Raw genomic sequence first — 24,701 nt, 5'->3', positions numbered from 1 at the left:
GGGGGAGTGCGTCCCCGACGACAGGAAAGCCGCCGATGATGAGAACCGGACCCACGACCCCCCGACGACCCCGCTGGGCGCGCAGCCTGGCGATGCTCCTCACCGGCCTGCTCGCCGCAGGCCTGAGCGTCCTCGGCTTCGCCCTGCCCGCGCAGGCGGCCGCGCAGGACGGCGTCTACACCGGCACGACCAGTGACGGCTTCGATATCGCCGTCACGGTCGAGGGCGGGGCCGTCACCGATGTGGACACGCAGTCCTGGACCTGGTGCGGCACCGCTCCTCCCATCGCCCAGATGGTGCAGTTCATCGGGATCCCGGAGACCCCCATCGCCGCGGACGGCTCGTTCTCGGCGCACTGGACCTACGATGAGGACCCGGACGACGAGCTGTACTTCGAGTACTGGTTCGGCGGGGTGGTCAGCGACGACGGCGTGATCGTCAACAGCGGCTCCAACGCCGCGGACGCCGTGATGCCGGGCCTGCCGTGCGCGGCGACCCAGTTCACCTACACCGCCGAGCTCGACCCGGTGGCGGCGGAGCTGTCGATCGCGCCGAACCCGGCGACGGTGTCGCAGGCGCTGGCCGGCGACCTGACGCTCACCGGCACGGGCTTCGCTCCGGAGTCCACCGTGACGGTGTCCTTCGACGGCGACGAGCTCGGGACGATGCAGACGGACTCGTCGGGCACGGCGACCTCGCGGCTCACCGTGGCGAACGCGGTCCCGGGCGAGTACGAGGTGCGGATGGCCGGCAGCGGCAGGTCCGCGACGACGACTCTCGTCATCCAGGCCGATCCCGTCGTGGACCCGGAGATCGCCCTCGATCCGACGATCATCTCGGCGTCGGATCTGGCGGCAGTCGGCGTGACGATCACGGGCACCGGCTTCCCGGCGGACGACAACGTCTCGCTGACCTTCGACGGCAGCGCCATCGTGTCGATGCCGGCGGACGCCCAGGGGCGGTTCACCTACTCCCTCCGGCGGGCCGACGTCGCCCCCGGCGCGCACACCGTCACGCTCACCAGCGGACCGCACACGGTGTCGGCGGAGCTGACCGTGACCGAGGATCCGTACCAGCCGGCGGTCACCGTCGATCCGGCCACCGTCACACGGTCGGCACTGGGCACCACGGGGGTGCGGGTATCCGGGACGGGCTTCCCCGAGGACGCCGACGTCGTGCTCACCCTCAGCGGCACCGAGATGGCGACGCTGCGGACCGACGCGACCGGGGCGGTGCAGCACGACTTCGTGCGTGCCGGGATCCTCCCCGCTTCCCACGAGGTCCGTCTCACCAGTGGCACGTGGTCCGCGGCGACGACGCTCACGGTGACCGAGGACCCGGTGACCTACGACCCCACGGCGTCGGTCGCCCCGGAATCCCTCACGGTGTCGGAGCTGGCCGCCTCCGGGGTGACGATCTCGGGCGAGGGCTTCCCGGAGAACGCCGACGTCACGATCGCCGTCGACGGCGCGACCGCCACGACGGTGCGCTCCGACGCCGCCGGCGACGTCTCGTACGTCCACACCGCCTCGGGCGCTGCGACGGGCGGGCACGCCGTGGCCCTGACGAGCGGGCAGTGGTCGGCGGAGGCCTCCTTCACGGTGACGGCGGACCCGGTGGACTACGACCCCACCGCCTCGGCGTCCCCGGCCTCCCTGACGGTCTCCGCACTCGGCTCCACGGGCGTGGGACTGACCGGGGAGGGCTTCCCGGAGGACGCGGACGTGGTGATCGCGGTGGACGGCGCCGACGTGGCGACGGTCCGGTCGTCCGCCGACGGCGCGCTGGCCTACACGCACAAGGCCGCCGGCGCCGCCACGGGTGTGCATGCGGTGACGCTCACGAGCGGGCGCTGGGCCGCGGAGACCTCGTTCACCGTGACCGCGGACCCGGTCGACGAGGACCCGACGGTGGCCCTGGACCCGGCGACGCTGACCGTGTCGACGCTCGCGTCGTCGGGGATCGGGGTCACCGGCGAGGGCTTCCCCGCCGACGCCGAGGCCGAGGTGCTGTTCGACGGCCAGGTGGTCGACACCGTCACGGCCGATGCGGACGGCGCGGTCGCCGCGACCGTCGTGCGGGACGGCGTCGCCCCCGGCACCTACCCGGTGACCGTGCGCAGCGGCGCGGAGGAGGCGTCCGCGGACGTCACCGTGACCGCCGACCCGACGACGCCGGCCGAGGTCACCCTGTCGCCGGACGAGATCGCCGCCGGCGCGCTCGCCACGGACGGCGTGGCGCTGAGCGCCGCGGGGCTCCCCGCGAGCACGCCGGTCCGCGTTGCGTTCGACGGGGTCGAGGTCGCGCGCTTCACCAGCGGCGCGGACGGAGCGGGCTCGGTCTCGTTCACCGTCGCGGACGCGGAGCCGGGAGCGCACACCGTGGAGCTGATCCAGGCCGGCGAGCGGGTTCGCTCGGGAGCGACCGGGCTGCCGGCGGCGGCGGTGGGCGACGTCCTGGCGACCGCGACCCTGACCGTGACCGAGGATCCCCGCCCGGGCGCGCCGACGCTGGAGCTGTCGATCGGCGAGATCACGGTGGGCGCCCTGGCGAAGGACGGCGTCGGTCTGACCGGGCGCGATCTCGTCGCGGGTGAGACCGTGCAGGTGCTCTTCGACGGCGAGGTCGCCCAGGAGGCGACCGCGGACGCGAACGGCGAGCTGCACCGCACCCTGACGGTCCCGGGCGCCGCGCCGGGCGTCCACCAGGTCTCCCTCGTCCAGGGCGACCGGCGTGCGGACGCGGCCCTGACCGTCGTGGCGGACCCGACCCCGACCCCGACCCCGACGCCGACCCCGACCCCGACCCCGACGGAGCCCGCGCCGACCCCGGGCGCTCCGACGCCGGGTGCTCCGGCTCCCGGGCCCGGCGGATCGGGTCTTCCGGCCACGGGCATGGACGGTGGAGGGATCGCCGGTCTCGTGGCGCTCGCGGCTCTGCTGGCCGTCGGCGGGGGCCTGATGGTGAGGCGTCGCCGCACCGCGTGACGAGACGGGAGCGCCCGTCGCCCGGAGGATCGGGCGGCGGGCGCTCCTGCGCGTCGGGATGACGTCAGCCGTTCCCGGGGGTGACCAGAGTCGAGCTCGGTGTGGGAAGACTTTTCGACAACTGGTACGCAATCACGTCGAAGTGAAGCTCGTGGGTGAGGTCTGCCTCGAGGTGCTGGGGGCATTCTGTTGGCTAGGACCAGTTCGAGTTGGTGTAGTAGAAGTACCACGTGGGGTTTAGGTCAGAGGTCTTGGTGTATGCGGTCGTCTGATATCCCTCCTGCACGTAGAGGCGATTTTCTGCGACGCAGGCTGAAGCCGACGAGTGTCGAGAGATTCCGGTGACCGCGTTCGCTGGTAGTGCGGTGAGGATGACCGATGCCGTTGCGATGGTGAGACTGACGAGGTTCGCAGTGATGAGCTTCTTCTTTGAGTTCTTCATGCTGGGACGCTATCGAGCGTCTCATCTGGCATGCAATTGGACCATTGGCTACCTATTTGTCTTCACCTAAGTAGGAGGGGGCGCCGTCCGCACGAGGATGAAAGCTGTCGAAGACGCCATAGGCGATGATGCGTTCCGTCAGCGAATAGAGGGGCGAGCATGCGGTTAGAGTGATGTACCGCTCGCCGGTCTGGGTGCCTGGTTGCTGAGGAACGTCCGCGAGCACGTCCACCCTGTCGGGCGTCACGTACTCAAGGGTGCGGAATCGGTATGTGTACCAGCCCTGTTCGGTCTCGATGGCGATCGGATCATTGAGGCGGAGTTTGTCGATCTGGTTAAGCGGGGCTCCCCACGTAGTGCGATGTCCAGCCACTGAGAAGTTGCCGATCTGGCCCGGCATGCTGGCATTTGGGTAGACGCCAATCCACCCGTTGTCGAGAGTGTTGGGCCGGCTCACGCCGCCTGCAATCTTGCGGTTGTAGTCAGCGCCGAACCTTGGAATTATCATCTGGGCCCATTCGACTCCGTCCTCCGGAGGCGCGAGCACGGGAGGCTCGTACACGGGAGCGTGCGACGGGTCGCTGGGGTTCGCGACAAGTGGCGGTGGGGGCGGCGGCGGGTTCGCCGCCCACTCCTGACTCGTTTGGTTGCCTGACTCGTTATCGACCGCGCCGATGATCACGTCACCGATCCACATCTGCCACGCCACGTACAGCAGTACGATGACACCCGCTGTTAAGAGGAGTTCGCCTAGCACGCCAACAACAGTCAGTGGTCGGTGGGTTCGTCGAACGAGTTTTGATTGCACGCCAATCTGAGCCCGACTCATGGCGAAAGTATAGGCGCGCTTCCATGCACTAGAACCAACAGCACACCAAACAGCGAGCAGGAAAGAGCTTGCCCCTCACCACCGGAGCGGTCGCCCTGCATCTACCGGAGCCGTCGTTCGCGCCCGCCGCCCGGAGGATCGGGCGGCGGGCGCTCCTGCGCGTCGGGACGGCGTCAGCCGTTCCCGGGGGTGACCAGTCCGGTCTCGTACGCCAGCACCACGAGCGCGGCCCGGTCCCTGGCGCCGAGCCGTGCGAGCAGCCGGCTCACGTAGGTGCGCGCCGTCGCCGGGCTGAGGAAGAGCTCGGCGGCGATCTCGTCGTTCGTGCGCCCGCGCCCGATGAGGGCGAGCACCTCGACCTCCCGTCCGCTGAGTCCCTGCAGCGGCGTGTCGTCGGTCCGGGATCCGGCGGTGACGGCCCGCATCACGGTCGCCGTGACGGAGGGGGACAGGAGCGAGTCGCCGGCCGCGACGGCGCGGATCGCGGAGCGCAGGTCCTCGGGGGAGACATCCTTCAGGAGGTACCCGGACGCGCCGGCCCGGATCGCCTCGAACACGTGCTCGTCCTCGTCGAACGTGGTGAGCACGAGGACCCGCACCTCGTCGAGCGCCGGGTCCTGGACGATCTCCCTGGTCGCCTGAAGGCCGTCCATCACCGGCATGCGGATGTCCATCAGCACGACGTCGGGGCGCTGTTCGCGGACGTGCGAGAGGCCGGCGCGGCCGTCCGCGCCCTCGCCGACGACGGCGATGTCGCCGTCGCGCTCGGCGAGGGCCCGGAGCCCTGCGCGCACGAGCTCCTGGTCGTCGACGAGCACGATGCGGATCGGCGGACGGGTCATCGTCCCTCCCTGTCGGCTTCGGGTCCGGATCCGGACCCGGGTGCGCGCGGGTCGAGCGGAAGGCGGGCCTCGACCACGAAACCGCCCGGCGCCGGCCGTGCCGTGACCGTGCCGCCGACCAGCGCGCCCCGCTCCTGCATCCCGCGGATCCCCGCCCCGCTGCGCAGCGAGGTCGGCGCCGCGCCGCGGCCGTCGTCCGCGACGCGCAGCGTCAGCTCTCCCTCGGAGACCCGCGCCGTCACGACCGCACGGGAGGCGGCCGCGTGGCGGAGCACGTTCGTCAGCGACTCCTGCACGATGCGGTAGGCGGTGGCATCCGTGGCAGGACTCAGCGCGTCGGCGGGGACCGCGACGTCCGCGTCGACCCGGAGGCCCGCGGCGCGCGCCGCGGCAAACAGCTCGTCGGCCGACGCGAGGCCGAGGACGGGCGCGGGATCCGTCGTCCGGTCCGCGCGCAGCACCTTCACGGTCCGGCGCAGCTCCTGAAGCGCCTCGGAGGTCGCGGCACGGGCCTGCGCGATCGCGGCCCGGGCGGCGCCGGAGTCCGTCGCCTCGGCAGCGACCCCGGCGTGCAGCGCCGCGACCGAGAGGGTGTGCCCGATCGTGTCGTGGAGGTCGCGCGCCATGCCCATCCGTTCCTCCTGCATGCGCGCCTCGGCGGCGTGCGCCTCCTCGGCGGCGGTGAGCTCCGCGATGAGGGCGGTGCGCTCCCGCGCCTCCCGGGTCAGGCGCACCGCGACCCCGAGCGCGATCGCCGCGGCGGCGAGCGCCAGCTCGGTGACGAAGGTGTAGCCGTTCAAGGCGGCCTCGGGCTCCGAGCCGTCCAGCCGGAAGTAGGACGCGACGGCGAGGAGGACGGCGCCGCTGCCGATCGCCCAGCCGGTGCGCCGCTGCTCGGCGGCCGAGTACAGCGCGCCGACGGCGGGGAGCACCATGCCGACCGGCGGGAATCCCGCCCAGTAGAACGCGAAGATGCCGAGGACCGTGACCACGACGATCGTGCGCGGGAGCCGACGCCGCAGCAGCAGGACGGCACCGAACGCCGCGGCGCAGACGTAGGCGCCGACGCCGCCTCGACGCTCCGGGTCCGACGCGATGACGACCGCGATCACCAGCGCGACGGCGAGCGCGAGGCCGGCGTCGCCCAGACGCGGCTCGATGCCGGTGCGTGCGGTCATGTGTCCAGAGTAGGAACCGCGCCGCTCGACCGCGATCGATCCGGGGCGATCGGCCGATCGATCCGGGGCGACGCGGGCGTCCTCCGGCGACGACGCGGACCGACGATCCCGGGCCGATGCCCCGCGGCGCGCTGCAGCGGAACGTGGAGGCATGACGAACATCGATCCTCTTCCCGCCCCTGTCCCGCCCTCCGCCGGTCGCCCCGCTCAGCCGTCCGGCCCGCCCTGGCTGGTGATCCTCGGCCTGGCCTCGCTGGCGCTGCTGTGGCCGCTCACCGCCCTCCTCGGCTTCGGCGACGGCGCTGCCCGCGCCCTCACGCTCCTGGGCCTGATCGCGCTCGCCTGGATCGGGGTGGTGGGCTTCGCCCCGGTCCGGATGCCCGTGCTCACGCTGACGCTGACCGGCACGGCCTACGGCGTGATCACGCTGCTCATCGGGACCGTGTTCGGGACCGCGGACGGCCCGATCTGGGCCCTGCTCGTCGCGCTCGCCCTCGACGCGTTCTGGGGCATGATCGCGGGTCTGCTCGCGTTCGGGATCCAGCGTCTGCGGAGGCGGGCATGACCGGGGCGGTGCCGCGGCGACGGTGGCGCGCGTCCGCGGCGGTGCTCGCGGCGGTGCTCGCGGCGACCGCGCTCGCCGGATGCGACACGCTGTCCACCTCGCCCGTCGAGGAACGGGAGTTCGCGAACCCCCTGGCCATCCCGCCGCTCGCGCCGTCCACGGTCCAGGAGGGCGTCCGCACCTTCCACCTGACGGCGCAGCGCGGGACCACGGAGTTCCCCGGGGTCGGCGAGGCCGAGACGTGGGGGTTCGACGGGTCCTTCCTCGGCCCGACGCTCCGGGCCAGCAGGGGCGAACGGGTCGCCGTGGAGGTCGGCAACGCGCTCGACCAGCCGACCAGCGTGCACTGGCACGGCATGCACCTGCCGGCGGCGATGGACGGCGGTCCGCACCAGATGGTGGCGCCGGGGGAGAACTGGCGGCCGACGTGGACGATCGACCAGCCGGCGGCGACGCTCTGGTACCACCCCCATCCGCACGGGGCGACCGAGGAGCACGTCTACCGGGGCCTGGCGGGCATGTTCGTGCTGGACGACGACGCGAGCCTCGCCGCCGACCTCCCCTCCGCGTACGGCGTGGACGACCTGCCGCTCATCGTGCAGGACAAGCGCTTCGACGACGAGGGCGCGCTCGTGCTCGACCGCGACGGATCCGAGCCCGGGATGCTCGGGAACACGATCCTGGTGAACGGCACACCCGGCGCCTATCAGGACGTGACGACCGAGCGCGTGCGGCTGCGGCTGCTGAACGGCTCGACGGCGCGCACCTACACCTTCGCGTTCGCCGACCGGCCGATGACGATGGTCGCCGGCGACGGGGGCCTGCTGGACGAGCCCGTGGAGCGGGACCGGCTGCGGCTCGCCCCGGGCGAGCGCGCCGAGGTCGTGGTGGCGTTCGAGCCGGGCGAACGGGTGCGGCTGCGATCGGAGAAGACGGACCTGGGCGGGATCGTCGTCCCCGCGACGTCCGGGGGCAACGACGCGTTCGATGTGATGGAGTTCCGCGCGGCGGACTCCCACGCCCCGGTCCCGGCACCGTCGTGGCCGGAGTCGGCGGAGGCGGGGGCGGACGAGCTGCACGAGGCGGATGCGGCGACCACCCGGTCGTTCGTGCTCAACACGCGCGAGATCAACGGCGAGGAGATGGACATGAGCCGGATCGACGAGGTCGCCTACGTGGGCGACACGGAGATCTGGGAGGTCACGAGCACGCAGCCGATCCCGCACAGCTTCCACATCCACGACGTGCAGTTCCGTGTGCTCTCCGTCGGAGGGCACGCGCCGCCCCCGGAGCTGGCGGGGCGCAAGGACACGATCTACCTGAACCCGAACACCACCTACCGGCTGCTGCTGCGCTTCGAGGACTACGCCGACCCGGCGATGCCGTACATGTACCACTGCCACATGCTCCTGCACGAGGACGAGGGCATGATGGGGCAGTTCGTGGTGATCGAGCGCGGAGACGAGGCACGGGTGCGGGCCCCGGACGGCGCCGTCCCGTCCGGCGGTACGGGCGGCCACGGCGGACACCACTGACGCGGGTGCGCCGGCCCGGCGACGGGTGTCGCCGGGCCGGCGCGGCGTCACGGGGCTTCGGGCCGGCGGGCGGGAGGGTCAGCGCCCGCGCTTCTCGGCGCACGGCACGCACCGCTCCGCGAACGGCCGGATCGCGAGGCGTGCGGGCGGGATCGGGCGTCCGCAGTCGACGCACACGCCGTAGACGCCCGCCGCCGTGCGGGCCAGCGCGTCGTCGACCTGGCGGAGCTCCGCGCGCGCCGCATCGGCGAGGCCGGAGAGGCGTGACCACTCGGCGGACAGCGTGACGCCGTCGGGATCGTGCTCGTCGTCGTCGTTCGCGCTCTCCCGGTCGTGCATGAGCGCCGCCAGCGCGGCCTCGGCCGCCGCCACGCGGCTCGCGGCCTCCGCGCGGATCCCCTCCAGGGTGAGCCGTGCGCGGTCGGGGTCCTGACTCTCCATCCGTCCAGCATCCTCCCCGGCGCCGACACCGGCGCCGACGAGAGGCGATCAGCCGCCCCTATTCGAGCCACTCGGTGACGAAGCGGTCGTTCGCGTGCACGTGGGTGGCCTCGTAGGTCCCACCGTCGAGCACCTCGAAGCGATGCGCGACGAGGGCCGGGACGACCAGGATCTGGCCCCCGACGCCGACGACGCGCTCGTCGCCCACGGTGAACAGCGCCCGGCCGCGATGGATGACGAAGGTCTCGGCATAGGGATGGCGGTGCAGCCGCGGCCCCGTGCCGGGCGTGGTGACGTACTCCCGGATGATGCTCACGGGCGACCCGATCACGAACCCCTCGAGGTTCGCGTCACGGGCGACGTCGATCGGCTGGATGGTCATGGCGCCTCCGTCACGGTGTCTGTGCCCACGCTACGCGCCGACGCCCCCGCGGCACAGGCCCCCCTGACATTCGCTTGCCCGGCCCCGGTCGAGCGCGTCAGCCGAAGAGGACCGCGAGGGTGGTGGCGCCGCCGCCGACGAGGATGAGGGACACGATCGTCACCCAGGCGACGACCCGGATCCGGCGGTTGCGGCGCTCGCCGAAGTCGCCGTACTCCTCGTCGATGTCGCTCACCGGGCTCCCGTCCTCGTCCTTCGCCGTGCGTTCCCCGGGCTCGACGGTCGCGCCGTCCGTCCCGGGATCCGCTAGCGCGAGCGTACGTGATCCCCGCTCCCGATGCACATCCCCCGCCCTGGTCGAGTGGTCAGTTTCTGTGGGTTCAGGGGCGCTCAACCCACAAAAACTGACCACTCGACGAAAGGAGCGCGGGGTGAGGGAGGGGGTCAGCGCCAGGTGACGTTCCAGGGCTCCTTGACCGTGCGGACGAACGAATAGGTCACGAGGTCGGGGTGGTGCACCTCGTGCGCGTGATAGATCCGCTTGCCGCTGAGGGTCACCCCCACGATCTGCCACATCTTCGCCACACCGCCGACGGGCTGCTCCAGCAGCGGGGCCTGCTCCTCCGAGAGCGCGGTGACGCCGGCGGTCACGACCTCCCAGGCGATCGCCTCGGACCACAGGTCGTTGGCGATCTCGAACACCGAGCGGGTCGGATCGATGAACGGCCGCTCCGTGCCGGCGGGGAACGGGACCGTGTACGTGCCGATCATCGCGGGTCGCTCGTCCGCGAACCAGCGCAGCACGATCCGCGCGGTGACCGGCTCGACGTCCGGGGTCAGCAGAGGCGCGATGTCCTCGGGCATGGGCTCGAACGACGCGGAGATGACCTCGACGGACGGCGTGTATCCCATCCGTGCGAGCACGTCTCCGTACTCGACGCGTGCGTCGAAGCGGGCGCTGAGCCGCAGGGCGAGCGGATCGACCATCGTCGACGCCCCCTGACGGCGGATCACGATCCCCTGGCTCTCCAGCTGGGTCAGCGCGTGCCGGATCTGCTGCCGGGTGCACCCCAGCAGCTCCGCGAGCCGGTGCTCGCCCGGCAGGGGCGCATCCGCCTCGGCGGACTCCCGCACGTGCCGGAGCACGCCGCTGAGGATGCGCTCGTCGTCGTTGAGGGGAGCGCGCGGCTTCCGCTCGCTCCAGGAACCGATCGCGCCTTTGGTCATGCCGTCCTTCCCCGCTCGGACAGCCTAGATGGCGGTGTTCGTCACAACAAGTCAACAAGTTCCGGCAAATCAAGCAGAACCTCTCAACAAGTGTCGCGGAATCTGCTAGCGTCGGGCCACCCGCACAGAGGAGTGAGTAGTGCCATCGACTCAGGAGTCCATCCGCGGCGTCCCGCTCTGGGACGGCGTCGCCTTCCGCGGAGCCAGCCGCATCGAGTGGTCGGGCGACCGCATCGAGACGGTCGCGGACGACGAGCCCGCGCACGACGACCTGTGCGTCATCCCGGGACTCATCGACACGCACGTGCACCTGGGCGCCTACTCCGGGACCGGTCACGCGGACTGGTCGTCCTGGCCCCTCATCACGCCGTGGGAGGAGCAGGTCTTCCACATCGCCCACAATGCGCAGAAGGCGGCCCGCGGCGGCGTCACCACGCTGCGGGACCTGTCCGGGGACGAGCGGCAGCTCGCGGTGAAGCGGGCGTTCGACGAGGGGATCCAGCCGGGTCCGCGGATCCTCGTCCACGGAGCCGTGGGCATGACGGCCGGCCACGGCGACCTCTTCATCCCTCCGCACTACCCGCACCGCGGCCGGGTCGCCGACAGCCCGGACGAGTGCCGCAAGCTCGTCCGCGAATACGCCCGCCTCGGCGCGGACGGCATCAAGATCTTCACGAGCGGCGGCGTGCTCTCGATGGGCGACAAGGTGGGCTGGCGCAACCAGACCCTCGACGAGATCCGGACGACGATCGACGAGGCGCACGCCCTGGGGATGCCGGTCGCCGCACACAGCCACTCCGCCGAGGGCAACGAGATCGCCCTCGCCGTCGGCGCGGACTCGATCGAGCACGGCACGGGGCTGGAGCGGGACCAGTGGGACCGTCTCATCGAGCGGAACGTCTCCATCGCCCCCACCCTGCTCATCAACGACGCCATCGCCGACGGCCGCGTGAACGTGGGCGAGGAGGCGCAGGCGAAGGCCAAGGACGTCGTCGCCTACCGCGACTCGCTGTTCGGCGACGCGGGACGCGCGGGGATCCGCTTCGTCCTCGGCACGGATGCGAACGGCGTGTTCGTGCAGTTCGGCGACCAGATGGAGGAGGTGCGCCTGATGGCGCGGATGTTCGGCTGGACGGCCGAACGCGCCCTCGTCTCCGCGACCTCCGACGCCGCCGACGTGGTCCGCATGGGGGACCGGATCGGCTCGCTCGCCCCCGGCCGCGCGGCCGACCTCGTCGTGCTCCGCGGTCGGCCGTGGGAGGACATCGAGGACCTCCGCGTCGAGAACATCGTCGCCGTCGTGTCACGGGGCCGCCTCGTGCACGGCGCCCTTCCGACCAGCGTCCAGACCGGCGCGGCCTGAGCCCCGCCCGACTCCGAGAGGGACAAACGTGAACACTTCAGGAAGACTCACCGCCTCGCGCTGGGCCGCGGCCCTCGGGGCCACCGTCGTCGGCGCCGGACTCCTCGCGGGGTGCGCCGCCGGCGGAGGCGGAGGAGGCGGCTCGGCCTCGGACGAGCTGTACATCGCCGTGCAGGACGATCCGGTCTGCCTGGATCCGCAGCAGGTGACGCTCACGACCGCGCTCAACATCGGCCGGCAGCTCGTCGACTCGCTCGTGGACCAGGACCCCGAGACCGGCGAGATCGTGCCGTGGCTGGCCGAGTCCTACGAGGCGGACGACACGCTCACCGCGTTCACGTTCACCCTCCGCGACGACGTCACCTTCAGCGACGGCTCCGCGCTCACCCCGGAGACGGTCAAGGCGAACTTCGACGCCCTCGCCGCGCTCGGCACCACCGCGGCGCTCGCCTCCCAGTACCTGGCCGGCTACCAGGGCACCGAGATCGTCGACGACGCCACCGTGCGCGTCACGTTCGCCGAGCCGAACGCGCAGTTCCTGCAGGGCGCGAGCACGATCACCCTCGGCCTGCTCTCGGACGCGTCGGCCGCGCTCAGCGCCGAGGAGCGCTGTCAGTCGCCCGTGGGATCCGGTCCGTTCGTGCTCGACACCTACACGTCGAACGACTCCGTGGTGCTCACGGCGCGGGAGGGCTACGGCTGGGCCTCGGAGCTGCGCGAGCACGAGGGCGACGCCGCGGTCAAGACCGTCACGTTCGCCGTCACGCCGGAGCCCGGCGTGCGCACCGGCGGCCTCCAGACCGGCGAGTTCGACATGATCCTCGACCTCCCCGCCGCCGACGAGGCGCGCTTCGGCACCGAGGAGTTCCAGATCTTCGCGCGGGCCAATCCGGGCGTCCCCCACTCCCTGGTCCCCAACACCGAGCGCCCCGTCGTGTCCGACCCGGCCGTCCGCCGGGCGATGATCCTGGCGACCGACCGCGCGGAGATCTCCGAGCTCACCGGATCCGGCCACGTCGACCCGGCCACCGGCGTGCTCAGCAGCGCGACGCCGTCGTTCCTCGACCAGGCCGACGCGCTGAAGACGGACCTCGACGCGGCGAAGAAGCTCCTCGACGACGCCGGCTGGAAGGCCGGAGCCGACGGGGTCCGGGAGAAGGACGGCACGCCCCTGCGCATGACCGTCACCGCGTTCTACGGCCAGGACGTGCTGGAGGCCGCACAGGCCCAGCTCGCCAAGGCCGGGATCGATCTGCAGATCGCCATGGTCACCTCCGGCGACTTCTTCGGCGCGGTCTCGTCGCGGGACTACGACTTCCTCGGCGCGGGCCTGACCCGTACCGATCCGGACGTGCTGCGCGTCATGTTCTCCGCGGAGTCCGCCGCCCGCTGGGCCGTCGTCGCCGACCTGGAGCTCGACGCCGAGCTCGCGACGCAGGCCGAGACCTCCGACCCTGCGGCTCGCGCGGACCTGCTCGGGCAGGCGCAGACGCGGATCCTCGACCAGGCGTACCTCGTGCCGCTGCTGCAGGTCGCGCAGGTGCACGCGGCGCAGAAGGGCGTCACCGGCGTCGCCTTCGACTCCTCCTCGCGGATCGTCCTGTACGACGCGACGGTCGAGCGCTGACCGCCCCGGGCAGGAGGGAAGGACGATGACAGGGACGATCCCACCCGGCCGTGGCCGGCGCATCATGGGCTACATCCTCCCCAGGGTGGCTCAGTTCGTCTTCGTCGTGCTGGCGACGTACACGGTCGTGTTCCTCCTCATCACCTTCCTGCCCGGGGACCCCGTGCTCGCCGCGCTGGCGAGCAAGAGCGGCGGCGACACGGTCGTCGACCCGGAGACCCTGGAGCGGCTGCGCGAGCGCTACGGCCTCGCCGGGACGCCGTGGGAGCAGTACTGGCACCGGCTCGGGATGCTCCTCCAGGGCGACCTGGGGATCTCGCTCGCGACCGGGCAGCCGGTCGCGACGATGATCGCCCGGACTCTGCCGCATTCGGTGGAGATCGCGGTCCTGGCGCTGGTCATCGCGATCGTGCTCGCCGTACTCGTCACGTTCCTCGCCTTCCTCGCCCCGACGCGGTGGCTGCGCAACGTCCTGCTGCAGATCCCGCCGTTCGGCGTCGCGATCCCCGCCTTCCTGACCGGGCTCCTGCTCATCAGCGTGTTCTCGTTCGGCCTGGGATGGCTCCCCTCCTCCGGCACCCGGCAGGCGGGCAGCGCGATCCTGCCGGCCATCACGCTCGCTCTGCCCGTGGGCGCGATCCTGTTCCAGGTGTTCTCCGCGGCCGTCATCGAGGCGCAGGCGGGACAGCACGTGTTCACCGCGGTCGCGAAGGGCGTCCCGCCGCGCCGGATCTTCACGGCCCATCTGCTGCGCAACGCGCTGCTCCCGTCGATCACCATGCTCGGGCTCACGATCGGGTATCTCGCGGCGGGGACGGCGGTCGTGGAGACGGTGTTCTCCCGTGACGGGATCGGCCGGATGACCGTGAACGCGGTGCTGGCCAGGGACATCACGGTGATCCAGGGGATCGTGCTGCTCATCGCCGCGGTCTACGCGACGGTGAACCTGGTCGTCGACCTGGCGTACGGGGTGATCGACCCGCGGACGCGGCGTTCCGGCCGAGGGCGCGGCGCCGCCAGACCGGCCGCCCCCGCGGAGGCGGCGGCATGAGGCTCCTCCGCCAGCCCGGCTTCCTGCTGAGCGTTCTCGTCCTGCTCGTCGTGGCGGTCGCGATCGCCGCGCCCTCGCTGCTCGCGACGCACGACCCGTACCTGTCGGTGCCCAAGGAGCGGCTGCTGCCGCCGAGCGCCGAGCACCTCTTCGGCACCGACAACCTCGGCCGCGACCTCTACTCGCGCGTGGTGCACGGCGCGGCGCTGTCGATCGTGTCCGCGGCGCTCGCGGTCGCCGTGGGCGTGGTGGTCGGGGGACTCGTCGGACTCGCCTCCGGCTTCCTCGGCGGCGTCGTCGACTTCGCGGTCATGCGGGTCGTGGACGTCCTCGTCGCGATCCCGGGGATCCTCCTGGCCCTCATCGTCGTGGCGACCCTCGGCTTCGGCCCGGTCTCGATCGGGCTCGGCGTCGGGCTGGGAGCCGCCGGCAGCTTCGCGCGCGTGATGCGCGCCCAGGTGCTCCGCGTCCGCAACGAGGAGTACGTCGAAGCCGCGAGGACCCTCGGCGCCCGGCTTCCCGCTGTCGTGTTCCAGCACGTGCTGCCCAACGCCGCCCGTCCCGTGATCGCCGTCGCCGCGCTGGAGCTCGGCACCGCGATCCTGGGCGTCTCGGCGCTCACCTTCCTGGGCTTCGGCGCGCCGCCGCCCGCGCCGGAGTGGGGCGCCCTGTCCTCGACCGGTCGCGACTTCATCGCCACCCAGCCCTGGCTGAGCATCATCCCGGGTCTGGTGATCCTCGCGGTGGTGCTGGCCGTGAACCGGATCGCACGAGCAATCGGAGACGAACGATGAGCGCACCGCTGCTGAGCGTCGAGGACCTCCGCGTCGAGTACCGCACGCGGGGCCGCTGGGCCGAGGTCGTGCACGGCGTCTCCTTCACGGTCGAGGCGGGGAAGGTCGTCGCCCTCGTCGGCGAGTCCGGCTCCGGGAAGTCCACCGTCTCGCAGGCGCTCATCCGCCGCCTGCCGGACAACGGGCGGATCATCGGCGGCGCCGTCCGCTTCGCCGGGCACGACCTCGTCCGCCTCCCCGAGCGCGCCCTGCGGAGGATGCGGGGCGCGCAGATCGGATTCGTCCCGCAGGATCCCGGCTCCTCCCTCAACCCGCTGATGCGGGTGGGCGAGCAGATCGCCGAGTCGCTGCGGATCCACCGGCGGATGCCCCGCGCCGCGGCGGCCGCACGGGCGGTGGAGATCCTCGACGAGGTGGGGATCCCCGACCCGGCGCTGCGGGCGACGCAGTATCCGCACGAGCTGTCCGGGGGGCTCCGGCAGCGGGCCCTCATCGGGATCGCCTGGGCGTGCGGGCCGCAGCTCGTGATCGCCGACGAGCCGACCAGCGCGCTGGACGTGACCGTCCAGCGTCACGTTCTGGACCAGCTCGACGCACTCGTGCAGGAGCACGGGACAGCGGTGGTGCTGATCACGCACGACCTGGCCGTCGCCGCCGACCGCGCCGACGAGATCATCGTCATGTACCGCGGCGAGATCGTGGAGCGCGGCGCGACCGCCGACGTGCTGGGCGCCCCGACGCACGAGTACACGCGCGCTCTCGTCGCCGCGGCGCCGGGGCTGCGGGAGGGCCGGCTGACCCCGCGCGCGGGCGGCCGTGCGGACGGGGCGCTCTTCGCGTCGTTCCGCGAGCGCGTGCCCACGGCTGACCCCGCGGGCGATCCCGATGCGTCCGCGGGGAATGCGACCGCCGGGATCCTCGAGGTGCGCGGCCTGCACAAGACCTACGGCGTCCGCGGCGGGTCCTTCCTCGCCGCCGACGACGTCTCCTTCGTCGTCCCCCGGGGACGGACCCTCTCGATCGTCGGCGAATCCGGATCGGGCAAGACCACCAGCGCCCGGATCGCGGCGCGGCTCGTCGTGCCCGATGCCGGGACGATCCTGCTGGACGGCGAGGACATCACGGGCATCCGCGGCGAGGCCCTGCGCCAGCTCCGGCGCCGGATGCAGGTCGTGTACCAGAACCCGTTCGGGTCCCTGGATCCGCGCATGTCGGTGGAGAGGATCGTCGCCGAGCCGCTGCGGGCGTTCCGGGTCGGCGATCGCGGCTCGCAGCGGGCCCTCGTCCGGGAGCTGCTGGAGCGCGTGCGGCTGGATCCCGCGCTCGCCGCGCGTCGTCCGGCGGAGCTGTCCGGCGGCCAGCGGCAGCGCGTGGCGATCGCGCGGGCGCTCGCGATCGGCCCGGAGTTGATGATCCTCGACGAGCCGGTCTCGGCGCTCGACGTCTCGGTGCAGGAGCAGATCCTGCAGCTGCTCGTGGACCTGCAGGCCGAGTTCGGCCTCAGCTACCTGTTCATCTCGCACGACCTCGGGGTGGTCCGGCAGATCTCCGACGAGATCGTCGTGATGCAGAAGGGCCGGGTCGTCGAGTCCGGCGCGGCGGCGCAGGTGCTCGGCGCCCCCGCCCACGACTACACCCGCGAGCTCATCGCCGCGATCCCCGGCTCCCACGCCCCCGCCTAGCCCCGATCCGGTCGGCGCGTCTCGCCCCGCCTCGCCCCGCCTCACCCCTCGGCCGTCGCCGCGCTCACGGAGATCTCGCTTCGCGCGGAGCGATTCCGGTTTTCTCTCCGCGCGGGCGTACCTTCTCCGCGCGGACGTACCTTCTCCGCGCGGACGAGCGGCGCCGGCTCAGCCGGTCGAGTGGTCAGTTTCTGTGGGTTGAGCGGCGCTGAACCCACAGAAACTGACCACTCGACAACGGGCGGCGCGACAACGGACGCGTGGGCGCGGACACCGCACAGGGATGGGGACGGGTCAGGCCGGGACAGGCTGGCGAGGGGTCAGCGAATCTACGAGTTGAGGCTAGCGAAACTACGACCAGAAGTCAGCGTATCTACGAAGCGATGACAGCGAAACCACGAGTTAGTGCTAGCGAACCTACGGCTTCACGCCTAGACTGCCCCCATGGAAGACCTGATTCCACGGCATGCGGAGCCCTTTGCGAAGGAGGTCATGGAGACCTTCCCGGCAACAGTGATCCAGGGCGCGAGGCAGGTGGGAAAGAGCACCTTCGCCGCCCAACTCGTGTCTGGCACCCGGGCACGCATCGTGACGCTCGATGATGAAAGCACTCGCCTCGCCGCAAGGGCCGAGCCGGTCGCCTTCGTCGAGCAGGGCGGAGCGGGCACCCTCGTTATCGATGAGCTCCAGCGAGCCCCCGAGCTCCTGCTCGCCATCAAGGCCTCGATCGATCGGGATCGGCGGCCGGGAAGATTCGTTCTCACGGGGTCGAGCAACCTGCTCAAGCTCTCACGTACACCGGACAGCCTCGCCGGTCGTGCGGTGACCGTCGAATTGCGCCCGCTCAGCGTGGGTGAGGCACAGGGGCGTCGTGATGACATCATCTCCAGTCTTCGTCGCGGAGCAGATCCGGCGGACTTCTCGACCACGAATGCACGGCAGGAGAGCATCAGGCTGGTCGCGTGCGGCGGATATCCCGAAGCCCGACGACTCTCAGAGCGCATGCGCAACGTCTGGTTCGACGGCTACGTCGAGCGCTTGCTGGATCGTGATGTGAAGGACATCGCACCGCGAGTGGACTCCGGGCGGATCGGAAGCGTGCTGAGACTTCTGGCGGCCAACCAGTCGGGAGAACTCGTCAAGGCGAGAATCGCGCGAGACGTCGATGTCCCGGAGACATCGATCACCGCGTATGTGGATCTGCTGCAGACCATGTACTTGACCAGCATGCTTCGGCCGTGGACCCCGAACCTGACGAGCCGGGAAGCGGCCCGTCCCAAGACGATCGTCAGCGACTCCGGTCTTGCCGCTCGTCTCACTCGGACGCCCGAGCGACAGCTCGAACCTCTCGGGAACCCCTTCCTGGGGGCGGCGCTGGAAGGATTCGTCGTTGCCGAACTGATGAAACAGCGGACGTGGAGCTCCGAGGAGTACGAGCTGTTCCATTTCCGAGACCGGAACGGTGCAGAAGTGGACATCGTCGTGGAACTCGCCGATGGGTCCGTTATCGGCTTCGAAGTCAAAGCGTCCAGCACGCTCAAAGCGGAGCATCTCTCCGGCCTGCGATTGTTGCGAGACAAGCTGGGCGAGCGTTTCCTCGGCGGTTACGTTCTCAACACCGCAGAGGCGGGGGCATCGATGGGAGATCGGTTGTGGGCACTTCCCATCCCGGCGCTGTGGCTCATCTAGCGACGCCCCGGCGCCCTCAAACCCGCGGAGATGCGTCGAGTGGTCAGTTTCTGTGGGTTCAGCGGCGCTCAACCCACAGAAACTGACCACTCGACAGCGGACGCTGCGGCGAAGGAGGGACGGGTCAGAGACCCGGGGAGAGGCGGTCCACGACCGTGCGGACCCGATCGGCCGGCTCCACGGCCGCGAGTTCGGACGCCAGCGCGGACGTCGCGTCGTCGGTCGGAGGAAGCTCGACGACGGATCGGACCCACGCGTCGAGGGCCGCGAGCTGGGCGTCGCCCGGCGGCAGGCCCGCCTCCCGCCGCCGCCGGAGCGGCGCGAGCACACGCAGCGGGATCTTCACCGTGCTGTCTCGCCGGATCTGATCGAGACGGTGCGCGATGCGCGGGTTGGTGAACCGGATCCGTAGGGCCGTGAGCCAGTCGTCCACCTCGCGCGCGGGGAGGTCGATGACCTCGCGCTGCTCGTCCCAGAGCGCCTCGACGCCGTCGCGCAACTCGGGATCCTCGAACGCCTCGGCCACCGTTTCGTACCCGCGGAGGCGTCCGGCGGCGGCGAGCACGCTGTGCCCCGCGTTGAGCAGCCAGAGCTTGCGCTCCTCGTACGGGGCGGCATCCGCGACGATGCGCGCGCCGGCGGCCTCCCACGCCGGCCGGCCGCTCGGGAAGTCCCCGGCGAGGACCCATTCGGCGAAGGGCTCGGTCACCACGGCGGACGGGTCGTCGTGCCCGGTCAGCTCGCGGACGACGGCGAGGTCGGCGTTGGTGACCGCGGGCGTGATGCGGTCCACGACCGTGTCGACGAACGTCGCCGCCTCGTCGACACGATCGGCGTGCGCTGCTGCGGCGGCGCGCACGGCCTGTCGGAGCACGCGCCCGTTGCCGAGCAGGTTGTCGCAGCTGACCACGGCGATCGGATCCGCGCCGCGGTCCGCTCTCGCGAGCAGCGCGGCGGCGATGCGTGCGGGAGGCCCGGAGGCGGGCCCGTAGCCCGCCTCCGTGACGGTGACGGTCAGCACGCCCACGTTCGGATCGGCGACGGTGTCCTGCCAGGCGCGGTCGTCGGCGCCGGGGACCGCCCGGACGATCGACTCGATCCGCTCCGCGCGGTCGCCCTCCGCGGAGCGCCCCAGCAGGGTGTAGACCCCGCCAGTGAGCCGGAGCCGGTCCGCGGCCGCGGACGAGCGCCCGGTGAACGAGGCGATCCCCCATCCCTCGTCGCGGGCCGCATCGTTCGCGCGCTGGGTGTACCAGGCCTGATGCGCACGGTGGAAGGCCCCCAGCCCCAGGTGCGCGACCCGGACGGGCGCCGCGGGGCGCGTGCGCGACAGCGACGCGCCCACCCCCGGTCGTTCCCCGGCGCCCGTCACGCCCCGCTCCCCGTCGCCGCCCCGCTCCCGGTCGCCGCGGACGCCGCCGCCCGCAGATGCGCGAGGTCGTCCGCGAGACGCTCCTCCAGCGGCAGGGCCGTGGAGAAGTCCTCCAGCGTGACCCAGGCGTCGTACCCGACCTCGGCCAGCGCGCGGAAGTAGTCGGGGACGCTCGCGATGCCCTCCCGCAGCGGTGCCCAGTCCGCCTCCCACCCGACGTCGCCGTCCACACCGGTGTCGCCGGTCCGACGCCACACGGCGTTCTTCACGTGCACGTGGGCGAGGTACTCGCCGAGGAGCTGGAGGCCCGACCGGGTGTCCTCCTGTCCCTCGATCACGAGGTTCCCGAGGTCGTGGATCACGCCGATCGTCGCCGGATCGATGCCGTCCACGAGCCGGAGCGCGGCCGAAGCCGACGACGTGATGGTCCGGTGATGGAGCTCCACCAGCACCTGGACGCCGAGGCGGCCGGCCTCCTCTGCCGCCCACTCCACGTCGGCCCGCGTCCGGCGGAACACGGTGCCGTAGTCCTCGGTGTCGGCGAAGGGCATGCGGACCCGCACGCGCCGTGCTTCGAGCTTCGCCGTGGCCTGCAGCATCCGAAGCACGTCGGCCCGGTCAGCGGCCAGCACGTATCCGCCGAGCCCGCTGAACTCGAGCCCCGCCTTTCGCGTGACCCGGGCGATCTCAGGGACCGCCTTCTCGAGGCCGGTGAGCGGCCACGTCGCCCGGTTCCCGGCCCAGAACCCGGGCGGATCCGCCGGGTCCTGGTCCGTGACGCGCCACTCGATGCCCTCATAGCCGAGGGCGGCGATGCGCCGGGCGGCCTCCTCCGGCTCCCACTCCGGGGTGGCGGCCGTGAAGACGGAGAACCTCATGCGGCACCTCCCGTGCGGACGTCGTCGTCGGACAGGGTGCCGTCGAGGAGGTCTGCGATGCGGACCGGTGCGCCGGTGGTCGCCGACACGTAGATCCCGCGGACCACCGCGAGAGCCTGCAGCGCCTCGGGAACCCCCACGCGCGGCGCCCGGCCGGAGCGGATCGCGTCCACGATGTCGGCGTACTGCCGGGCGTGCCCCTCCACGAACGGATTCGGTCCGGGATCCTCGCCGAGACGGTGCCCCTCCGGCACGGCCTCCGCGCGGCGGTCGGTCGGATCCCCGTCGAGCCAGAGCCCGGCGAGCTGGTCGTTCTCGACGATCCCCGTGCCCTGCGACCCGTAGACCGCGAGGCGGACCGGCTGATCCGGGAAGGCGGCCGTCGTCGCGTGGAGCACGGCCAGCGCCCCGGACGCGAAACGGATGGTCGCCACCGCGACGTCCTCCACCTCCACCCGCTCGTGCGCGAGCAGGGCGGTCATCGCGGACAGTTCGACCGGCGTGCCCAGGAACCACAGCAGCAGATCCACCGTGTGCACGCCCTGGTTCATCACCGCGCCGCCGCCGTCGAGCGCCCACGTGCCGCGCCAGGCCCCCGAGTCGTAGTACTCCTGGGAGCGCCACCAGGGCACCGAGGCGACGGCGCTGGTGACCCGCCCCAGGCGCCCGTTGTGCGCCGCCTCGGCGACGGCGACGGCACCGGGATCGAACCGGTGCTGACTGATCACCGCCACGCGGATCCCCTGCGCGGCGGCCTCCTCGGCGATGCGGGCGAGTCGATGGCCCCGATCCAGCGCGACGTCCAGGGGCTTCTCCAGCACCACGTGCGCGCCGCGGGCCACCGCCTGCTCCGCCAGCTCGACGTGCGATCCGCTCGGCGTGCAGATCACCACCACGGCGATCGAGTCCGGCAGCGAGGCGATGTCCGGGTACGCAGACGGGCGATCGAGCCCGAGCTCGTTCGCAAGGACGCTGCCGACCTGTTCGATCGCGGCGGGGACCTCGTCCACGAGTGCGGTGATCCGCAGCCCGGGGGTGCGGGCGATGGCGCGGGCGTGGTTGACGCCGATGATGCCGCAGCCGATCAGGGCGACGTCCAGGGGGTCGGCGGTCATGACAGGGTGACTCCGATCTCGTCGGTCAGGGCGCGCAGGGCTCTCCCGGCGCGGCCGAAGGCCGCCGAACCCGAGAAGCCTCCGAGCGCGGAGTAGTCGGTGAGGTGCGGCTCCAGCGACGCGTAACCGTCGTAGCCGTCGTCCCGCAGGGCGGTGAGGGTCTCCCGGAGCTCTCCGTCGCCCTCTCCGGCGGGGACGACCTCGCCGGTCGCGGCGATGGCGTCCTTCACCTGCAGGTACGCGATGTGCGGCCGCAGCAGGGCATAGCCGTCCGTGAACGGGCGCACACCGACCTGCACGAAGTTGGCGTTGTCCCAGGCCGCCCGGAGGCGGTCCGAGCCGACGGACTCGATCACATCGAGCACACGGTCGGGGGTGTCGCCGTAGATCTCCTTCTCGTTCTCGTGCACGAGGGTGACGCGGGCGGCCTCGGCCGTGCGCGCGAGCGCGGCCATCCGAACGAGCACCTCGTCGCGGACGTCCTCGGGCGTGCGCTCCGCGGAGCGGAAGAACGAGAAGATCCGGATGAACGGCGCCTCGAGCACCTCGGCGGCGCGGATCGCGCGTTCCAGCCGTCGCACCTCGTGCTCCACGGGCAGGGCGACGTCCACCTTCCCGATCGGCGACGCGATGGCCGAGACGCCCATGCCCCGGTCGCGCAGGACCCCGGCGAGGCGGTCGAGCTGGGCGTCGTCGAGGTCGACGATGTTCGTGCCCCACGCGCTTCGGACCTCGATCCGGTTGGCGCCGAGGGCCTGCAGCACCGCGGCCTGCACGACGGGGTCGGGATCGATCTCGTCTCCGAAGCCGGAGAGGGTCCACCGGGTCATTTCACTCCTCCTGAGGTGAGTCCGCCGACGAGATAGCGCTGGAACACGAGATACAGCACGACGACGGGGATGGCGCAGATCAGCGATGCGGACATCATCTGGCCGTAGAGCGGAACGGCGCCGGTCTCCTGGGTGGCGCCGAAGATCTGCAGGGCCACGGCGGCGGTGCGGCTCTCCGTGTTGGTCATCACGGAGGCGAAGAGGACGTCGTTCCATCCCTGGAGGAACGCGAAGATCGCGGCGACGACGATCCCCGGCCAGCTCAGCGGCAGCACGATCCGTGTCAGCACTCGCAGGTTCGAGGCGCCGTCCATGCGGGCGGCCTCCTCCAGCTCGCGAGGGAGTCCGCGGATGTAGGTGACCATCACCCAGGTGGAGAATGGCAGCGCGAAGGTCAGATACGTGACGAAGACGGACCAGTGGGTGCCGATCGTGGGGATGCGCAGGGCCGCCGACAATGTCGAGAACATCACGAACACGGGCAGCAGCATGAGGGTTCCCGGCACCGACTGCAGGCCGAGCAGACCCCGCAGGATCGTGATCCGCCCGACGAAGGTGAAGCGCACGAGCACCCACGCCATCGAGACCGCCACGGCCGCGCAGACGATCGCGACCGCGCCGCAGATCAGCAGGCTGTTGACCAGCCCCCCGGCGAGGTCGACGCTGCGCCACACCGTGAGGTAGTTGTCCAGGCGGAGAGCCGTCGGCCAGTACGCGCCGGACGCCACGGCGACGTCGGAGTTGACGGACGCGAACAGCATGTACGACACCGGTCCGGCGACGAGCAGGCACAGCAGCACGTTCGCCGCGATCAGCAGCGGGCGCGGGAGCAGCCGGTCGACCTGCGCGTGTCCGCCGGCGCGACGGCGGCGCGGGTTGACCTGTGTGATCGTGGTCGTCGTGCTCATCGCCTCGCGTCCTCTCCGGTGTCCAGGCGCACGGCGCGCAGGTAGACGAACAGCGGGACGGCCACGATCGCCAGCGACGCCACGGCCATCGCTGCCGACAGGCCGAACCGGAAGCTCTGGAACGCCGTGATGTAGGTGAGCACCGGCAACACCTGCACATCGGCGGGGGCCGGGATGCCGAACAGGACGAACGGCATGGTGAAGGCGTTGATGTTGTGCAGGAAAGTGAGGATGAACGCGAGCAGGATGGATCCGCGCAGGTAGGGCAGGATCACCCGGCGCAGCTTGATCCCCCAGCCGGCCCCGTCCAGCGCGGCGGCCTCGTGCACCTCGGGATCCACGGCCTGGAGCCCGGCGAGCGTCAGCAGGTATACGAACGGCCAGCTCACCCACAGCTGCGCGATCACGAGCGTCCAGTAGCTCTGCGGACCGTTCAGCCAGAGCCCAGGGGTGATGCCGAACAGCCCGAACGCCTCGTCGACGACGCCCTCCGGCTGGAACATCGCGCGGAACACGGTGGCGACCACGAAGGCCGGGAGGATGTACGGGATCAGATAGACGGAGCGGATGAGCCCCCGGCCACGGAACGCGTTCTGCGTGGCGAGCGCGGCGAGCACTCCGATCGGGATCGCAGCGACCGAGACGATCAGCGAGTAGCTGACGCTGAGCCAGATCCCACGGAGCAGGGGGGAGGAGGAGAACGCCTCGATCACGTTCCCCAGGCCGACGAACGGCGCCTGCAGCCACTGACGGATCGAGTACTGGTCGAGGTCGAGCAGCGAGATCCAGAACGCCAGCAGGAGCGGGATGAGGATGAGCAGCGTCATCAGCACGCCGCCCGGGACCAGCATCCACAGCGGCCGGGGCCGCTCGGACGGCGGGGTGCCGTCCGAGCGGTGGCGCCCGCCCATGCGCCGCGCACGGGCGGGAACAGTGCGCTCGTCGGTGATGGTCGACGTCATCG

23 protein-coding genes are annotated in these 24,701 nt (G+C 71.6%); 9 read left to right on the top strand and 14 right to left on the bottom strand.

Annotated features, from left to right (window positions below):
• Positions 1–35: 35 nt before the first annotated feature.
• Positions 36–2,987: an LPXTG cell wall anchor domain-containing protein gene (locus K8F61_RS12430; RefSeq protein ID WP_231819336.1), complete on the top strand. Its 2,952-nt coding sequence runs from the start codon at positions 36–38 to the stop codon at positions 2,985–2,987.
• A gap of 193 nt (positions 2,988–3,180) precedes the next feature.
• On the opposite strand, the gene K8F61_RS12425 is transcribed toward K8F61_RS12430, so the two are convergent.
• From K8F61_RS12425 to K8F61_RS12410, 4 genes are all read right to left on the bottom strand, one after another.
• On the bottom strand, positions 3,181–3,429 hold the full coding sequence (locus tag K8F61_RS12425; RefSeq protein WP_231819335.1) for a hypothetical protein: 249 nt from the start codon (positions 3,427–3,429) through the stop codon (positions 3,181–3,183).
• Between the two features lie 52 nt (positions 3,430–3,481).
• Entirely contained in the window at positions 3,482–4,258 is a 777-nt protein-coding gene (locus tag K8F61_RS12420) for a class E sortase (RefSeq protein WP_231819334.1), read from the bottom strand.
• Positions 4,259–4,431: 173 nt separating this feature from the next.
• Complete coding sequence (locus tag K8F61_RS12415) at positions 4,432–5,100, bottom strand: response regulator (protein ID WP_231819333.1); 669 nt, start codon at positions 5,098–5,100, stop codon at positions 4,432–4,434.
• Positions 5,097–6,278 (bottom strand): sensor histidine kinase, encoded by a 1,182-nt coding sequence (locus K8F61_RS12410; protein WP_231819332.1) that lies wholly within the window; start codon positions 6,276–6,278, stop codon positions 5,097–5,099. Before K8F61_RS12410 ends, K8F61_RS12415 begins: the two co-directional genes overlap by 4 nt.
• Before the next feature lie 151 nt (positions 6,279–6,429).
• Here K8F61_RS12410 and K8F61_RS12405 point away from each other — a divergent pair, with 151 nt between their 5' ends.
• Together K8F61_RS12405 and K8F61_RS12400 are read left to right on the top strand one after the other, a co-directional pair.
• The gene (locus K8F61_RS12405) at positions 6,430–6,843 is read left to right on the top strand and encodes a hypothetical protein (RefSeq protein WP_231819331.1); all 414 of its coding nucleotides are present in this window, start codon (positions 6,430–6,432) and stop codon (positions 6,841–6,843) included.
• Positions 6,840–8,378 carry a multicopper oxidase family protein gene (locus K8F61_RS12400; RefSeq protein ID WP_231819330.1) on the top strand — a complete coding sequence of 513 codons (1,539 nt, stop codon included), beginning with the start codon at positions 6,840–6,842 and terminating at the stop codon, positions 8,376–8,378. The genes K8F61_RS12405 and K8F61_RS12400 overlap by 4 nt, the downstream gene beginning before the upstream one ends.
• 78 nt (positions 8,379–8,456) lie before the next feature.
• Here K8F61_RS12400 and K8F61_RS12395 read toward each other — a convergent pair whose 3' ends face one another.
• From K8F61_RS12395 to K8F61_RS12380, 4 genes are all read right to left on the bottom strand, one after another.
• Entirely contained in the window at positions 8,457–8,819 is a 363-nt protein-coding gene (locus K8F61_RS12395) for a TraR/DksA family transcriptional regulator (protein ID WP_231819329.1), read from the bottom strand.
• 58 nt (positions 8,820–8,877) lie between these two features.
• On the bottom strand, positions 8,878–9,201 hold the full coding sequence (locus K8F61_RS12390; protein WP_219085008.1) for a cupin domain-containing protein: 324 nt from the start codon (positions 9,199–9,201) through the stop codon (positions 8,878–8,880).
• Positions 9,202–9,298: 97 nt separating this feature from the next.
• On the bottom strand, positions 9,299–9,436 hold the full coding sequence (locus tag K8F61_RS12385; protein ID WP_219085011.1) for a hypothetical protein: 138 nt from the start codon (positions 9,434–9,436) through the stop codon (positions 9,299–9,301).
• Positions 9,437–9,645: 209 nt separating this feature from the next.
• The gene (locus K8F61_RS12380) at positions 9,646–10,428 is read right to left on the bottom strand and encodes a GntR family transcriptional regulator (protein ID WP_067248722.1); all 783 of its coding nucleotides are present in this window, start codon (positions 10,426–10,428) and stop codon (positions 9,646–9,648) included.
• A gap of 139 nt (positions 10,429–10,567) precedes the next feature.
• Here K8F61_RS12380 and K8F61_RS12375 point away from each other — a divergent pair, with 139 nt between their 5' ends.
• The 6 genes from K8F61_RS12375 to K8F61_RS12350 all read left to right on the top strand — a co-directional run bounded on the left by K8F61_RS12375 (position 10,568) and on the right by K8F61_RS12350 (position 18,634).
• Positions 10,568–11,791 carry a metal-dependent hydrolase family protein gene (locus tag K8F61_RS12375; protein WP_067248719.1) on the top strand — a complete coding sequence of 408 codons (1,224 nt, stop codon included), beginning with the start codon at positions 10,568–10,570 and terminating at the stop codon, positions 11,789–11,791.
• Positions 11,792–11,819: 28 nt separating this feature from the next.
• Positions 11,820–13,418 carry an ABC transporter substrate-binding protein gene (locus K8F61_RS12370; protein ID WP_231819328.1) on the top strand — a complete coding sequence of 533 codons (1,599 nt, stop codon included), beginning with the start codon at positions 11,820–11,822 and terminating at the stop codon, positions 13,416–13,418.
• 25 nt (positions 13,419–13,443) lie between these two features.
• Complete coding sequence (locus K8F61_RS12365; RefSeq protein ID WP_157518273.1) at positions 13,444–14,469, top strand: ABC transporter permease; 1,026 nt, start codon at positions 13,444–13,446, stop codon at positions 14,467–14,469.
• The gene (locus K8F61_RS12360) at positions 14,466–15,263 is read left to right on the top strand and encodes an ABC transporter permease (protein ID WP_067248709.1); all 798 of its coding nucleotides are present in this window, start codon (positions 14,466–14,468) and stop codon (positions 15,261–15,263) included. The genes K8F61_RS12365 and K8F61_RS12360 overlap by 4 nt, the downstream gene beginning before the upstream one ends.
• Entirely contained in the window at positions 15,260–16,945 is a 1,686-nt protein-coding gene (locus K8F61_RS12355; RefSeq protein WP_231819327.1) for a dipeptide ABC transporter ATP-binding protein, read from the top strand. The genes K8F61_RS12360 and K8F61_RS12355 overlap by 4 nt, the downstream gene beginning before the upstream one ends.
• Positions 16,946–17,389: 444 nt before the next feature.
• Positions 17,390–18,634, top strand: a complete 1,245-nt coding sequence (locus K8F61_RS12350) for an ATP-binding protein (protein WP_231819326.1) — start codon at positions 17,390–17,392, stop codon at positions 18,632–18,634.
• 124 nt (positions 18,635–18,758) lie between these two features.
• On the opposite strand, the gene K8F61_RS12345 is transcribed toward K8F61_RS12350, so the two are convergent.
• The 6 genes from K8F61_RS12345 to K8F61_RS12320 are packed head-to-tail and all read right to left on the bottom strand — an operon-like array spanning position 18,759 to position 24,699.
• On the bottom strand, positions 18,759–20,006 hold the full coding sequence (locus K8F61_RS12345) for a mannitol dehydrogenase family protein (protein ID WP_231819325.1): 1,248 nt from the start codon (positions 20,004–20,006) through the stop codon (positions 18,759–18,761).
• A complete protein-coding gene (locus K8F61_RS12340; protein WP_231819324.1) occupies positions 20,003–20,884 on the bottom strand; it encodes a sugar phosphate isomerase/epimerase family protein in 882 nt (293 codons plus the stop codon). The genes K8F61_RS12345 and K8F61_RS12340 overlap by 4 nt, the downstream gene beginning before the upstream one ends.
• Positions 20,881–21,999 (bottom strand): Gfo/Idh/MocA family protein, encoded by a 1,119-nt coding sequence (locus K8F61_RS12335; protein ID WP_231819323.1) that lies wholly within the window; start codon positions 21,997–21,999, stop codon positions 20,881–20,883. Before K8F61_RS12335 ends, K8F61_RS12340 begins: the two co-directional genes overlap by 4 nt.
• Positions 21,996–22,829, bottom strand: coding sequence for a sugar phosphate isomerase/epimerase family protein (locus K8F61_RS12330; RefSeq protein WP_231819322.1), 834 nt, complete (start codon positions 22,827–22,829; stop codon positions 21,996–21,998). Before K8F61_RS12330 ends, K8F61_RS12335 begins: the two co-directional genes overlap by 4 nt.
• Positions 22,826–23,737: a carbohydrate ABC transporter permease gene (locus K8F61_RS12325; RefSeq protein ID WP_231819321.1), complete on the bottom strand. Its 912-nt coding sequence runs from the start codon at positions 23,735–23,737 to the stop codon at positions 22,826–22,828. The genes K8F61_RS12330 and K8F61_RS12325 overlap by 4 nt, the downstream gene beginning before the upstream one ends.
• Complete coding sequence (locus K8F61_RS12320) at positions 23,734–24,699, bottom strand: carbohydrate ABC transporter permease (protein WP_418888049.1); 966 nt, start codon at positions 24,697–24,699, stop codon at positions 23,734–23,736. The genes K8F61_RS12325 and K8F61_RS12320 overlap by 4 nt, the downstream gene beginning before the upstream one ends.
• Positions 24,700–24,701 lie beyond the last annotated feature (2 nt).

This window comes from Microbacterium resistens (assembly GCF_021172025.1).
Classification (GTDB): Bacteria; Actinomycetota; Actinomycetes; order Actinomycetales; family Microbacteriaceae; genus Microbacterium; species Microbacterium resistens.
Note: the sequence above shows the minus strand (reverse complement) of the source record. Positions and strands in the feature narration are given on the sequence as shown.